11 protein-coding genes are annotated in these 13,766 nt (G+C 64.4%); 6 read left to right on the top strand and 5 right to left on the bottom strand.

All coding sequences use genetic code 11. The features are described 5' to 3' along the window. Nucleotides 1-47 precede the first annotated feature (47 nt). The 4 genes from NWF24_RS14820 (at nucleotide 48) to NWF24_RS14805 (ending at nucleotide 5,655) form a co-directional block, all read left to right on the top strand. Nucleotides 48-1,157, top strand: coding sequence for a PQQ-dependent sugar dehydrogenase (locus NWF24_RS14820; RefSeq protein WP_258354824.1), 1,110 nt, complete (start codon nucleotides 48-50; stop codon nucleotides 1,155-1,157). Between the two features lies 1 nt (nucleotide 1,158). After that, nucleotides 1,159-2,277, top strand: coding sequence for an amidohydrolase family protein (locus NWF24_RS14815; RefSeq protein WP_258354823.1), 1,119 nt, complete (start codon nucleotides 1,159-1,161; stop codon nucleotides 2,275-2,277). 88 nt (nucleotides 2,278-2,365) lie between these two features. Next, nucleotides 2,366-3,130 (top strand): SDR family NAD(P)-dependent oxidoreductase, encoded by a 765-nt coding sequence (locus NWF24_RS14810; protein WP_258354822.1) that lies wholly within the window; start codon nucleotides 2,366-2,368, stop codon nucleotides 3,128-3,130. A gap of 113 nt (nucleotides 3,131-3,243) precedes the next feature. After that, complete coding sequence (locus NWF24_RS14805) at nucleotides 3,244-5,655, top strand: membrane-bound PQQ-dependent dehydrogenase, glucose/quinate/shikimate family (protein ID WP_258354821.1); 2,412 nt, start codon at nucleotides 3,244-3,246, stop codon at nucleotides 5,653-5,655. Nucleotides 5,656-5,717: 62 nt separating this feature from the next. Here NWF24_RS14805 and NWF24_RS14800 read toward each other — a convergent pair whose 3' ends face one another. Beyond that, nucleotides 5,718-7,223 (bottom strand): aldehyde dehydrogenase family protein, encoded by a 1,506-nt coding sequence (locus NWF24_RS14800; RefSeq protein ID WP_258354820.1) that lies wholly within the window; start codon nucleotides 7,221-7,223, stop codon nucleotides 5,718-5,720. 45 nt (nucleotides 7,224-7,268) lie between these two features. Beyond that, nucleotides 7,269-7,433, bottom strand: a complete 165-nt coding sequence (locus NWF24_RS14795; protein ID WP_258354819.1) for a hypothetical protein — start codon at nucleotides 7,431-7,433, stop codon at nucleotides 7,269-7,271. A gap of 523 nt (nucleotides 7,434-7,956) precedes the next feature. Between NWF24_RS14795 and NWF24_RS14790 the strand changes: the two genes are divergently transcribed. After that, the gene (locus NWF24_RS14790) at nucleotides 7,957-8,937 is read left to right on the top strand and encodes a Bug family tripartite tricarboxylate transporter substrate binding protein (RefSeq protein ID WP_258354818.1); all 981 of its coding nucleotides are present in this window, start codon (nucleotides 7,957-7,959) and stop codon (nucleotides 8,935-8,937) included. Between the two features lie 151 nt (nucleotides 8,938-9,088). Here the strand turns inward: NWF24_RS14790 and leuD are convergent, their stop codons facing one another. Both leuD and leuC read right to left on the bottom strand, forming a co-directional pair. Further along, entirely contained in the window at nucleotides 9,089-9,727 is a 639-nt protein-coding gene (gene leuD, locus NWF24_RS14785; RefSeq protein WP_258354817.1) for a 3-isopropylmalate dehydratase small subunit, read from the bottom strand. Nucleotide 9,728: 1 nt separating this feature from the next. Continuing rightward, the gene (leuC, locus tag NWF24_RS14780) at nucleotides 9,729-11,126 is read right to left on the bottom strand and encodes a 3-isopropylmalate dehydratase large subunit (RefSeq protein ID WP_258354816.1); all 1,398 of its coding nucleotides are present in this window, start codon (nucleotides 11,124-11,126) and stop codon (nucleotides 9,729-9,731) included. Nucleotides 11,127-11,382: 256 nt separating this feature from the next. On the opposite strand from leuC, the gene NWF24_RS14775 reads away from it, so the two are divergent. Continuing rightward, complete coding sequence (locus NWF24_RS14775; RefSeq protein WP_258354815.1) at nucleotides 11,383-13,002, top strand: GMC family oxidoreductase; 1,620 nt, start codon at nucleotides 11,383-11,385, stop codon at nucleotides 13,000-13,002. A gap of 91 nt (nucleotides 13,003-13,093) precedes the next feature. On the opposite strand, the gene NWF24_RS14770 is transcribed toward NWF24_RS14775, so the two are convergent. Continuing rightward, nucleotides 13,094-13,603, bottom strand: a complete 510-nt coding sequence (locus NWF24_RS14770; RefSeq protein WP_258354814.1) for a hypothetical protein — start codon at nucleotides 13,601-13,603, stop codon at nucleotides 13,094-13,096. Nucleotides 13,604-13,766 lie beyond the last annotated feature (163 nt).

Below are 13,766 nucleotides of genomic sequence, written 5' to 3'. Positions count from 1 at the left end.
GCCATCGAGAGCGCTCGGCGCGCCCCGACCGTACCCAAGGAAACGAAATGTCGATCTCGAGAAATTCCTTGATCTCCGCCGCGATCCTGTTTGCAATGCCGGCGTTCGCGCAATCCGCAAACCCCACTAACGGCGCCAGCGTCATCGGTTCGCCGAAGGTCACGCTCAACCACGGCACCGCGCGCATTCAGGACACCACGCCCCGCGACTGGTCCATGCAGGTGGTGAGCGACGACCTCGACTATCCGTGGGACATCGCGCGCGCCGGGGATCGATTCCTGCTGACCGAAAAGGCCGGCAACATCGTTGTGATCGAGAGCGGGCGGCAGCGGCGCTACGTGCTCGAGACCTCCGACCCCATCGTGGACGAAGGTGGCGCGGGCCTGCTCGGCATGGCGCTGTCCCGTGACTTTGCGCAAAGCGGCGTTGCCTACTTCTATCACTCGTACCGCTCCGATGCGGGGCTCACCAACAAGGTCATCCAGGCGCGATTCGACGGCAACGCCTGGCGCGAAGTCCGCGTGCTGCTGGCGGGGATTCCCGGCCACCGGCTCTACAACGGCGGGGCCGTTGCCATCGGGCCTGACGGGCACTTGTATGTGGCCACCGGCTGGACGGCCAACCGTGAGCGGCCGCAGGACCGGAACAGCCTGGCGGGCAAGGTACTGCGTATGACACCGGACGGACGGGCGCCGCAGGACAGCCCCGACTCCCTGATCTATTCTTCCGGCCATCGCAATCCGCAGGGCATGGCGTGGAATCCGGCTGGCGAATTGTTCGTGGTCGAGCACGGCGAGTCCGGTCACGACGAGATCAACCGGATCAGGCCGGGCGCGAACTACGGCTGGCCCCTCGCCGAAGGCGCCGAGCGGCGCAATGGCATGGAGCCGGCCTGGATCGAGTCCGGCCGCAGTACTTGGGCGCCGGCGGGAGCCGCGTTTGCCGGCAACGAACTGCTGGTTGCGGCGCTCGGTGCGCGTGGACTGTTCGTTGTGGACGAAGGCGCCAAGGCGCTCAAGCTCGTGTTCAGCTCCAGCGACCGCATCCGGGGCGTACTGCCGGTCGGGCGCGACCTTTACCTGATCACGACCAATCGGTCGCCGAGAGGGGCAGGCCCCTCGAAGGACCGATTGCTCCGACTGTCGCCAAGGGGATGAAATGAATCGCCGAAACCTGCTCGCGCTCGCGCTCGCCACCCCCGTGGCCTTTTCCGAAACGCGCGCCCAAACGCTTTCGTCCGACGACTATCGTCAGATGCAGGTGGGACGCGACGAACCCATTCTGGAGCCGAACCTCCTGATCATCGACGCGCACCAGCACCTGGTCGACCGGCCCGGCCTGCGCTACATGATCGACGACTACCTGGCTGACACGCGAGCCGGCCATCGGGTGATCGCTTCGGTGTACGTCGAGACCTTGGCCTTCGCTCGAACCGATGGCCCCGCAGTGCTACGCCCGCTGGGAGAGATCGAGTTCGCCAATGGGATCGGCGCGATGTGCGACAGCAGCCGCTACGGCTGCCGGGCCTGCGCCGCCATCGTGGGGCACGCCGATCTGCGGCTGGGGGATCAGGTGGCCGAACTGCTGGACCGGGCGATGGAGCGCGCGCCCGATCGGTTCCGCGGCGTTCGTCAGGTCACGATCGAGGATCCATCGGAGGCGCCCTACCGCTTCATTCCGAATCGGCCGCCAAGCGGTGTGATGAAGAGCCCAGGCTTCCGCCCGGCCTTCGCTCATCTCGCCAAGCGCGGCTTGAGCTTCGACGCAGCGGTCTTCCATCACCAATTGCCGGAAGTGATCGAACTGGCGGATGCCTTTCCCGACACCACCATCGTGCTGAACCATTGCGGGCATGCGATGGCGATGGAACTGGATGCAACGGCGCGGGAACAGGTGTTCCGCGAATACCGCAGGCTGATGATCGAAGCCGGCCGGCGTCCGAACATCCACTGCAAGGTGGGCGGGCTGGGCATGCCCTTTTGGGGCTTCCGGTTCGAGGAACGCAAGGATCCCATCGGGTACCGAGAGCTGGCGGCGGCTTGGCGCCCCTACGTGGAAACCACCGTCGAGGCCTTCGGCGCCAGCCGCTGCCTGATGGAAAGCAACTATCCGCCGGACGGCCGATCCGCTGGCTTCGTCCCCCTGTGGAACGCGCTGAAGCATATCGTTCGCTCGGCCTCGGGCGATGAGAAGGCCGCACTGTTCCATGGCACCGCCGCCAAGGTGTATCGCATACGCCAGCCTGGTGTGCAGGTTGTGACGCCTTCAGCTTCATAGGCCCGAGACCCACCGGCAAAGCTCCAGGGACAGATGACGTCCGGGAGCTGGGTCATCGCCATCCAGAATTTTTTACCCAAATGAAATCATGAAAATCTCCTTCGAGAACCAGGTAGCACTCGTGACGGGCGCGGCCTCGGGCATCGGGCTGGCAACCGCCAAGGCCTTCGCGCAGGCGGGTGCATCCGTTGCGTTGGCGGACGTGAACGGTGACGGTGCACGCGCCGCCGCCGATGAGTTGGTGGCCGCTGGATTCAAAGCCATTGGCATTCGCTGCGACGTGGCCGATCTGGGCGAAGTCGAGGCCATGGTCAAGGAAACCGTTTCCGCGTTTGACCGCCTGGATGTGGCATTCAATAACGCCGGCATCCAGAACGCACTCGCGGAGACCGCCGATGCCAGCCCCGATGACTTCGACCGCGTGAACTCGGTCAACCTGCGAGGAATCTGGGGCTGCATGAAGTACGAGTTGCAGCACATGCGGCAGCAGGGCAACGGCGCCATCGTCAACTGCTCCTCGCTGGGCGGCTTGGTCGGGGGTGCCGAACGTGGCACCTATCACGCCGCCAAGCACGGCGTTCTCGGCCTGACCAAAAGCGCGGCCCTGGAATACGCCACGCGGAACATCCGGGTCAATGCCGTGTGCCCGGGCCTGATCTGGACGCCGATGGCGGACCAGATGGTCGCCGCTGGCCAGAAGGAGGCCCTCGACGCCATGCTTCCTGGCATTCCCATGCATCGGCATGGCCGGGCAGAGGAGGTCGCCGACGTCGTGCTGTGGCTGTGCAGTTCCGCCGCCAGCTACGTGACCGGGCAATCCATCTCGGTGGACGGCGGACTAATCATGCGCTGACCGCGCCCCGTGGACCGTCGTTCTTCCCCTGCCAGCGAACCTTCGTCCGTCACTTTTCAGTCCGATGGCGGCAGTCATGCGCGCCGTGCAATTCACATCAGGAGATACGCCGCATGCTCGAAGAATCCAACGCCCCAAGCCGCTCCAAAGCGAAAACACTTGGACCTAGAGGCATCGCGCTGATCGCGCTCGGCCTGTTAATCGTGGCCTTCGGGCTCTTCATGCTCGTGGGCGGGATTCGCCTCATCACGCTCGGCGGCTCCTGGTACTTTTCGCTGGCCGGAATCGGGGGCGTCGTCGCAGGCATCCTTACCGTGCTGCGGCGCCCGCTGGGCACTGTGATCTATCTGGTATTCCTTGCGGCTACGGCAGTCTGGGCGGTGTGGGACTCGGGATTCGCTTTCTGGCCCCTGTTCTCGCGCCTTTTTGCGCTGGCCGCAATTGCGCTCCTTTTGCTCCTGCTCATGCCTGCCTTGCGCGGCGATGAACATGCGGCATCCCGACGGCCGGGCTACGTGTTGGCTGGCTTGATCGCCGTGGGCTTGGGAGCCACGCTCTACACCGCCTTGCAGCCGCATCCGGTCCAGACGGCGGACGGTGCACCCGCACCAGTTCCCGGCCGGGCCGTCGCGACTGCGGCAGGTGGAGACTGGCGACATTGGGGACGCACGCCATCCGGTACGCGCCATGCGCCGCTGGACCAGATCACCCCCGAAAACGTCGCCGGCCTGCAGGTCGCCTGGACCTATCGGACAGGCGAGACTCCGACGAGCGGCAGCCAGACGCACGTCGTCACGCCGCTGCATGTGAACGGCATGCTGTACGGCTGCACGCAGTCGAGTCGGCTGTTCGCGCTCGATGCGGACACCGGCAAGGAGCGCTGGACCTTCGATCCGAAGACCGGCAAGAGCATCTTCCCCCGCTGCCGGGGTGTGGGCTACCACGACGTCACGGCGAACGGCACCGCAGCGACTGCGCCTGCCGGCGAGCAGCCGATGGCAGCTTGCACGCGCCGGATCATTGCCACGACCGTCGATGCCCGCATCGTTGCGGTGGATGCGATGACCGGCCAGCCCTGCGCGGACTTCGGCGACAACGGCACGGTGAATCTGCGCGTCGGCATGGACAAGGGCAAGCCGGAGTTCTACTTCCCGACCGCGGCGCCGACGGTGACGCGCAACCTCGTGATCGTTGGCGGCCTCATCTGGGACAACCAGGAGCTGGGCGAACCGTCGGGCGTCGTCCGGGCCTTCGATGTGCGCACCGGTGCGCTGGCGTGGGCCTGGGACCTGGGCAATCCGGCCATCACCGGCTTGCCGCCCGAAGGCGAGAGCTACACGCCCGGCACACCGAACGTCTGGTCCACGCCGGCCTTCGACGAAGCGCTCGGTCTCGTGTATCTGCCCACCGGCAATGCCACCCCGGACTTCTGGGGCGGACATCGCACGCAGGCGGATGATCGCTACTCCTCGTCGATCGTGGCATTGGACGTCGCAACGGGTCGCGAACGCTGGCGCTTCCAGACCGTACGCCACGATCTCTGGGACTACGACGTGCCATCGCAGCCCGCGCTCTACGACGTGCCGGACGGCAAAGGTGGAACCACGCCGGCGCTGATCCAGACCACCAAGCGCGGACAGATATTCATGCTTGACCGGCGCGACGGCACGCCCATCGCCGAAGTGGTGGAGCGGCCCGTGCCGCAAGGTGGCGTCGCCGGCGAGCGGTTGGCCGCTATGCAACCGTACTCAACAAGTATGCCGTCCATCGGTACGGAGCCGCTGAGTGAACGGCGTATGTGGGGCCTGACGCCGCTGGACCAGTTGATGTGCCGCATCGACTTTCGCAAGGCGCGCTACGAAGGCGAATTCACACCGCCGAGTGAGCAATGGACGATTCAGTATCCGGGCTGGATGGGTGGCACGACATGGGGTTCGAGTTCCATCGCCGAGAACCTCGGGTATCTCATCCTCAACGACACCCGTGTGGCCGTCCTGAACCGGCTGGTTCCCCGCGCCGCTTACGACGCCAAGGCCAGCGCTGACGGTGGGCATACGGGCGGCGCGCCGCAGCGCGGCACGCCATGGGGCATCGAACAGCGGCGGTTCCTGTCGCCACTGGGCGTTCCCTGCCAGGAGCCTCCGTACGGCACGATCAACGCGATCGACCTGAGCACGCGCCAGCTCGTCTGGTCGATGCCGCTGGGCACCACCGAGGAAACGGGGCCTTTGGGCATCGCCACGCGGCTGCCCATGCCGATCGGCATGCCGACGCGAGGTGGCCCGATCACGACTTCTTCCGGCCTGATCTTCATGGCTGCTGCGCAGGACAACTACTTTCGCGCCCTGGATGTGCGTACTGGCCGCGAGCTCTGGAAGGAGCGTTTGCCGGTGGGCGCGGAGACCGTGCCGATGACCTACGTGTCGCCGGCAGGCGGCCGCCAGTTCGTGGTCATCAGTGCCGGTGGCAATTCCTCGACGACGAAAAAAGGGGACTACGTCGTGGCGTTTGCCTTGCCTCGGTAAAGCCCATTGCCTGAGCCCGCCGCCATGCCGGCAGGCTCAGTCAGGGGCGGTCGGTCCTGACCTTACAACCGCATCAGAATCGACTTGGTCTGCGTATAGGCCTCGATGGACTCTGCGCCCAGTTCGCGACCATAGCCAGACTGCTTGTAGCCGCCGAAAGACATCACCGGGTCGCCTTCCGCGTAGGTGTTGATCCAGACCCGACCGGCCTTGAGCGCGCGCGCCACGCGGTGTGCACGACTGACGTCACGCGTCCAGACAGCGGCGGCCAAACCGTATTCCGTGTCGTTGCCCTTGAAGACTGCATCGTGCTCGTCCTTGAACGGGATGATGGACAGCACTGGCCCGAAAATTTCTTCGCGCGCGATGGTCATTTCATTGGAGACATTCCCGAATACAGTGGGCTCGACAAAGTAGCCGACGTTGCCCTTGCGCTGCCCGCCCACAGCCAGTTGCGCGCCTTCGTTCTTCCCCGCGTCGACATAGCCCAGTACGCGCTCCATCTGTCTCTGGGAGATCAGCGGGCCAAGCTTCGTGTCGGCATCCAGCGGCGACCCGACCTTGTAGGTCGCTGCCAGTCTCGCCACACGCTCCACCGCTTCTTCGTGGAGGCTTTCGTGTACGAACAAGCGAGTTCCCGCCGAGCAAATCTGGCCGGAGTTCTTGCAGAAGGTGTCAACGGCGACCGCAAGTGCGCGGTCCAGATCCGCGTCCGGGAAGACAATGTTCGGTGACTTCCCGCCGAGTTCCAGCGATACCCGCTTGAGATTGCCGGCGGACGCCTGCAGCACCTGGCGGCCTACCGCGGTGGAGCCCGTGAAAGCGACCTTGTCGATGCCGCCGTGCGCCGACATCGCAGCACCCGCCGTGGCGCCGTAGCCCGGCAAGATGTTCAGGACACCAGGCGGCAGGCCAACCTCTTCGATCAGTTCGGCAAGCCGCAAGGTGGTCAGCGGTGCCTGTTCTGCCGGCTTGAGCAAGGCTGTATTGCCGCAAGCCAGCGCCGGCGCGATCTTGTTGGCCGCCATCACCAGCGGCACGTTCCAGGCATTGATCAGCGCGCAAACGCCCACCGGCTCGCGCAACATGTACTGGAAGCGGGCAGCGTCCGTCGGGTTGGTGGTGCCGCAGATCTTCGAGGTCCATCCCGCGTAATAGCGGAAGATCGTGGCGACTTGCGCGGCGCGGCCGATGTTGTCGGACAGCGGTGCGCCCATGTCCAGGGTTTCGAGGTACGCGAGTTCCTGTGCGTGACGCTCGACCGCATCGGCGATCTTCAGGAGCAGGTGGGCGCGTGCGTGCGGCGAGATGCCGCTCCAGGTTGGCGCATCGAACGCGCGACGCGCCGCGACGACGGCGGCATCGATGTCGGCGCTGTCAGCCTCGGCCACGGTGGTCAGAACTTCCTCGGTCGCAGGATTGGTCGTTTCAAAGGTCTTGCCCGACTGGGCTTGGACCCATTTGCCGCCGATCAGCAGCCCCTTGGGGCCGCTCTTGAGCCAATCCAAGGCCTTGCGTTGCTCCGGGCTGGGGTGATGGGGGAGGGATGGCGTCTCGTGCATGGTCATGTCGATTTTTCTGTTGATGGGTGGCGGTGTGGTGCTGCCTGCAGATCAGGCATCCACCTGGGTCGAGAGCGACAGTGGCTCCCACTCGTCGAGCTCCTGCACGATGGTGAGGATGTCGTCGCGGATCATTTCTCGATAAGCACGGATCGTTGTGGATTTGTTTGCACGAACCGGCCGGCGCATGAGCGCGCTCGACTGGCCTGCGATCAATCCGCAAAACGTGTGCCTGCGAGATCTGCCTGCGACACGTCGTCGAGACGCTGGAATTCTGTCCGTGATGGACACAACCGTGGTTGCCGCAAACACATGCGTGCCAACCCGTCTTCGAGAACGAGCTGCAGCCTTCCTGCGTTGATATGCGACCGGGCCAAGTCTTCAGGAACGAAGGCGAGGCCGTGGCCGTCGAGCGCCGCTTGGAGCATCTGGGGCCGCGTCATCCAACTCGCCGACCGTCGACAGCTTTGCCTCGCACGGGCTTCGATGTGCCCGGCGTTGTTCACTGGCGCGCCTGCAACAGTGCGTCGCGCATCGGGTGTCTTCAGCGCGATCAGGGTGTGTTCGCAGCGAGCAGAAGAGGGGAAAGATCATCAATAAGCGAGCGCTTCTTCATGGCATGTGGATTGCACAGGTAAGTCCGACTCAGCCCTTTCCGTATGCGCCAAATGCGTTGTTGAGTCCGGAGCTTGCCGAGAGCTCCTCTGTACGGACCTATCGCTACATTGAAGGAGACAACATGAAGATTCAGAATCGCCGGCCACTGCTGACCATGGTGATGGCGCTGGCCTTCGCCGGCACGGCGCAGGTGTCTGCTGCCGACACTTTTCCTACCAAGCCGATCCGCATCATCGTGACGTCCGCGCCGGGAGGCTCACTCGATGTGACGACACGCGTTGTCGCCAAGGAAATGGGCGAACGGCTCGGCCAGCCCGTGATCATCGAAAATCGCGTCGGCGCCGGTGGCCTGGTCGCGATCCGCGCCGTCAAGGCATCGCCGGCCGATGGCTACACGCTGTTGGCATCCGTGAACACCATTGCAGTCCAGCAAGCGGTGAGTCGGGAGCCTGGTTATGACGTGGCGAAGGACTTTGCGGGCATCGGTCCCATGACGCGCTCGCAGTTTCTGCTGCTGACGTCGCCCAATGCGCCGGACAAAACTTTGCCGGAATGGCTGGCCCGTGCAAAGGCAAAGCCGGGCACCTTGACCTATGCGTCGGCAGGCAGCGGCAGCACGACCCATCTGGCGGCGGCGATGTTCGGCCACCGCGCTGGCGTGAACCTGCAGCACATTCCATACAAGGGAAATTCCGCGGCCTGGCCCGATCTGATTGCCGGACGTGTGGGACTGCTCATGGAGGCGTATGGCAGCGCATCGTCGATGCTGCGCGCGGGGCAACTCAAGGCGCTGGGCTCGTCGGGTACCACCCGCCTGGATCTGCTGCCCGATGTGCCGACGATCGCCGAGCAAGGGGCGCCTGGCTACAGCTTCTACCTCTGGATGGGCTTGCTCGCGCCAGCGGGTACGCCGAAGGACGTGGTGCAGAAACTGTCGGAGGCGCTGGTTTTCGCGTTGTCCAAGCCCGAGTTGAAAAAGCGTTTTCGCGATGAGGGTTCGGAGGTCATGACCATGAGTCCCGACGAGTTCACGCGCTTCGTTCGGGACGAGGCGACTTCACTGACGAAGCTGGTGAACGATCTGGCGCTGCCGCGTGAGTAGAGGGGGCAGCAGCCAGCGGCCGGAGGGCCGCAAGCCGAGCCACTGATCTTTGAGGGGCATCCGGTGCGAGCGGATGGCATCGCCCCCTTCGTGCGGTTCGCCGCACGAAGGGGCGTCGCGTAGCCGTGCATGCCAGCGAGGCGATGACTGCTTACCGCATCCCGGGTGCGTCTGGGGGCGGACTGAAAAGCCAGTCGAAGCGTTGGCGATAGGCCTGCTCGAAGGCAGCAATCGTGGGCTCGTATTGCAGGGTCAGGCCGATGTCATCCAACCCCTCGACCAGGCAGCGCTTGCGGAACGCATCGACCTCGAAGGCGTAGACGCTGCCGTCGGGCCCGGTCACGCGTTGTTCGAGAAGGTCAATGCGCAGTGGACGGCCGGGGGCCGCAGCCAGTTGCTCGCGCAGACGTCTGCAGATCGCGAGGTCCAGCCGCACCGGCAACAAGCCTGTCTTGAACGCGTTGGCATGGAAGATGTCGCCGAAGTCCTCCGCGATCACGCAGCGGATGCCGTAGTCTATCAATGCCCAGGCGGCCTGCTCGCGGCTGGAGCCTGCGCCGAAGTTCTGGTCCGCCACGAGGATCGCGGCCGCGCGGTACTGCATCTGGTTGAGCACGAAGGCCGATAACTCCTGTCCGGCTTCGTCGAAACGCATGTCGCGGAACAGGAAGTCCTGGAAACCCTCCTGCCGCGGTCGGCGCAGGAACCGAGCTGGCAGGATCTGACCCGTATCCACGTTGGCCATTTCCAGCGGAGCTGCGATGCCTTCGAGAATGGTGAATGCCTGCATGTCAGCCTTTCAACGTGCGCACATCGGTGATGCGGCCGGTGAGCGCCGCAGCCGCCGCCATGGCCGGGCTGAGCAGGTGTGTGCGGCTGCCTTTGCCCTGCCGGTCGGTGGTGCTGCGGTTCGAGGTCGATGCACAGCGCCTGCCGGGGGCGACCACGTCGCCGTTCATCGCGACGCACATGGAGCAGCCGGACTCGCCCCACTCGAAGCCCGCGTCGCGGAAGACACGGTCCAGCCCTTCGGCTTCGGCTGCCAGTTTGACCTGGGAGGAGCCAGGAACGACCAGCGTCGGCACTGCGGCACGGCCGCCGCGAACAACATCGGCGGCCGTGCGCAGGTCTTCCAGCCGAGCATTGGTGCACGAGCCGATGAAGACCTGGTCGATGACGATGTCGGTCATCGGGGTGCCCGGCGCCAGGTTCATGTAGTCCAGTGCCTTGCGCATGGCGGCGCGGCGCTGCGGATCGATCTCGGCCTCGGGGTCCGGCACGCAGGCGTCGACGGGAATGGCGTCCTCCGGGCTGTTGCCCCAGGTCACCATGGGCGCGAGCGTGCGCGCGTCGAGCGACTCCTCGCGGTCGAATACGGCATCGGCGTCGGATGGCAGCGTGCGCCAGTAGACCAGGGCCTTGTCCCACTGCACGCCCGCAGGTGCGAACGGCCGTCCCTTCAGATAGGCGTAGGTGGTTTCGTCAGGTGCCACCATCCCGGCTCGGGCCCCGGCGTCGATCGACATGTTGCAGACGGTCAGGCGCTGTTCGATGGACATGGCGCGGATCGTCGAGCCGGCGTATTCGATCACATGACCGGCAGCGCCATTGGCGCCGACCTTGGCGATGATGGACAGGATCACGTCCTTGGCCGTGACCCTCGACGGCAAGACGCCATCCACCGTGATGCGCATGGTCTTCGAGCGCTGCTGCCAGGTCGCCTGGGTCGCCAACACATGCAGGATGTCGCTGGCCCCAAGCCCGAATCCGAGCGCGCCCAGCGCCCCGTGCGTGGAGGTGTGCGAATCGCCGCAGACCAGCACCATGCCCGGCTGCGTGATGCCCTGTTCCGGACCCACGACGTGGACGATGCCCTGCCGGGGATCGTCGAGCCCGAAATGGACGATGCCGAACTTGCGTGTATTGCGCGCCAAAAGTTCGACCACGTGACGTTGATCCCCATCGGCGATGGCCGCAATGTCATGGCTGCGCGTGGAGACGCCATGGTCGGGCGTGGCAAAGACCTGATCGGGACGGCGCACGCCGAGGCCGCGGGCCTGCAGGAAATCGAAGGCATGGCCGGAGCCGTCGTGGGCGAGGTGGCGCGCCACGTGCAGCAATGTCTGGCCATCGTCGCCCTGCGTGATGGCGTGTGCATTCCAGATCTTGTCGTAGAGGGTCTTGTTCATGGGATCGTGGAGGCAGGCTTGCAACGAGCGCTGTCCTGCGCGTTTTTTGTGCAACTACCGTGCCGACACGAGCGCCAGGGAAACACAGGTGTTGCGGGTGGCCGTTTGTGTTTGCCGTGGACATTCTGCGTGGCCTGCGTCGCCCTCGCGTACATGGCACAGGGCCATTGCAGGGTCCACTTGGCTCCATGCCCTCTGCAAGCCCATTCCCGACCCGGTGGGGTGGGCTGGCATCCCTATTGCTCCCCGTGTCTTCGTGAACTCAGAAATCTACGACTACATCATCGCCGGAGCCGGGACCGCTGGCTGCGTGCTGGCGCGCCGGCTCTCCGACCAGACCGACTGCCGCGTTCTGCTGCTGGAGGCCGGCCCGCCGGCCGACGACTTCTGGATCCGCACGCCCGCAGGCATGGCCAAGCTGTTCAAGTCCGAACGCTACAACTGGCGCTTCTACACAGAACCCGTGCCGACCATGGGTGACCGGCGCCTGTACTGGCCGCGAGGCAAAACGCTGGGCGGATGCAGCGCGATCAACGGCATGGTGCACTTTCGCGGCAACCGCGACGACTTCGACCAGTGGCAGCGGCTGGGCGCTGCCGGCTGGGGCTGGGACGACGTGCTGCCGTACTTCAAACGGTCCGAGACCAATGTGCGTGGTGCCGGTCTCTGCCATGGGGGCGAAGGCCCGCTGTACGTGGGTGATCCGTCGGTCACGCATCCCTCGGTGCAGGACTTCGTGGAGGCGGCGACCCGCACCGGCGTGCCGCGTGTCGATGTGTTTTCGGGCCTGGAGCACGAAGGCGCAGGCATCGTGCAGGTCAATATCCGCGACGGCATCCGTCAGACCGCCTACGACGCCTTCGTGACGCCTGTGCGCAGCAGGTCCAACCTGGTCGTGCGCACTGGCGTGCATGTGCGCCGCGTGGTGTTCGATGGTCGCGTCGCGACCGGCGTCGAGGTTCTCGAAGACGGACGCATCCACACCTACAAGGCGCAGCGGGAGGTGATCATCTCGTCCGGCGCGTTGGGCTCACCCCATCTGCTGATGCTCTCGGGCATCGGGGACGGCGAGTCGCTGCAGCGCCATGGTGTGCAGACCATCGCGCATGTACCGGGCGTGGGACGCAACCTGCAGGACCATTGTTCGCTGCGGGTCCAGGCGCTGTGCACGCCGGACAGCTCGTACAACCAGGCGCTGAACGGTTGGCGCAAGTACTGGCAGGGGTTGCGCTATGTGATGACGAAGAAGGGCTACCTGGCGCTGCCCTCGTCGTCGGCCGCCGTTTTCGTCAAGAGCCGCCCCGATATCGCGTATGCGGACCTGGAGATCAGCTTTCGCCCGATGACTTTCACCTACAAGGATTCCGGCCGTGTCGATGTGGACGGATACCACGCGATGGGCGCGTCGGTCTACCGCGTGCGACCGGCTTCGCGCGGCGAGGTCCGGCTGACGTCGGCCGATCCGATGCAGGCGCCGGCGTTCGTGCCGAACTACCTGGCGCACCCCGACGACGTGCAGGCCTCGCTCGTTGGTCTGCGCAAGCTGCGGGCCATCCTCGACACCGAACCGATGCGATCACGCGTCGTGGCCGAGCGAGTGCCGGGCCCTGACGTGCAAACCGACGAACAACTGATCGACTTCATGCGTCGCGAGGGCCATTGCTCCTTCCACCCGGCAGGAAGCTGCAAGATGGGTGTGGATGACATGGCGGTGGTCGACGCCAGCCTGAAGGTGTACGGGGTAGAGCGCCTGCGCGTGATCGATGCGTCGATCATGCCGACAGTGACCTCGGGCAACACCAATGCGCCGACCGTCATGATCGGCGAGAAGGGCGCGGACCTTGTGCTGGCGGACCGGACCGCTGCGCGCACCTGAGCGTACTGGGCGCAGAAGCTCGCAGTTTTATTGCAAATGAATTTGATCCATTGCCTGCCATCTTTAATGGCTAAAAACCAGCTGCCCTGATTCACTTGGTCCTGAACTCATTTTCTGCTGCGGCCAGCGCGTAGGACCTATTGGGAGTCATCTGCCGGCAGTTGTCGGCGGTTGCCCCAATTACTGACCAAGTAAAGATCTCGCAAGTTTCCATGTTGAACACCACTCTGCCAATAGATTGATTTTGGGCGAATGGACCCACGCTGCCACCTCGAACGCGGCGCCATATCCTGTTGAGGCCTGCTATGGAGGACGTGCCTCCAACTGCTTGAAATGAACCCATCGCGGAATTCAATTGATCGGTGCAACGCCTCAAATCTTTTTTACCTACCTTCATCACAAACCCCACGTTCTCACGAACGCCGCTTGTGTTGAGGGAAATGACGCCGCAAACACGGTAGCCAGCTTCCGCTTGAGCCCCCCCGGCAGCGGCGAATAACAAGGTGGTAAAGATCAATTTCTTGATTGGCGAGAGAAGGGCGAGGACTTTTTTCTCGTGCGCCTGAATTTCGGTATATGACTTTCCCAAGAAGCTATTCATTTTCATCCTCTAATTGGCGTAAGTGATTGATTGTGGAATTGAATTGACCAATAACCGCCGCGCGACAATTCCGAGCTGACAGACTGAGCCGCCGAGATCTATTGCAGTCACCCCGTGCCATGTGCATCTTGAAGCCCCGAGGCATGCCTGAATTTGCACATCT

This window comes from Variovorax paradoxus (assembly GCF_024734665.1).
Lineage (GTDB): Bacteria > Pseudomonadota > Gammaproteobacteria > Burkholderiales > Burkholderiaceae_C > Variovorax.
This window is presented reverse-complemented; position numbering and strand designations above follow the sequence as displayed.

Coding starts and splice junctions, on each gene's coding strand:
- NWF24_RS14820 (WP_258354824.1), top strand. CDS start 48: ATGTCGATCTCGAGAAATTCCTTGATCTCCGCCGCGATCCTGTTTGCA.
- NWF24_RS14815 (WP_258354823.1), top strand. CDS start 1,159: ATGAATCGCCGAAACCTGCTCGCGCTCGCGCTCGCCACCCCCGTGGCC.
- NWF24_RS14810 (WP_258354822.1), top strand. CDS start 2,366: ATGAAAATCTCCTTCGAGAACCAGGTAGCACTCGTGACGGGCGCGGCC.
- NWF24_RS14805 (WP_258354821.1), top strand. CDS start 3,244: ATGCTCGAAGAATCCAACGCCCCAAGCCGCTCCAAAGCGAAAACACTT.
- NWF24_RS14800 (WP_258354820.1), bottom strand. CDS start 7,223: ATGACCATGCACGAGACGCCATCCCTCCCCCATCACCCCAGCCCGGAG.
- NWF24_RS14790 (WP_258354818.1), top strand. CDS start 7,957: ATGAAGATTCAGAATCGCCGGCCACTGCTGACCATGGTGATGGCGCTG.
- leuD (WP_258354817.1), bottom strand. CDS start 9,727: ATGCAGGCATTCACCATTCTCGAAGGCATCGCAGCTCCGCTGGAAATG.
- leuC (WP_258354816.1), bottom strand. CDS start 11,126: ATGAACAAGACCCTCTACGACAAGATCTGGAATGCACACGCCATCACG.
- NWF24_RS14770 (WP_258354814.1), bottom strand. CDS start 13,603: ATGAATAGCTTCTTGGGAAAGTCATATACCGAAATTCAGGCGCACGAG.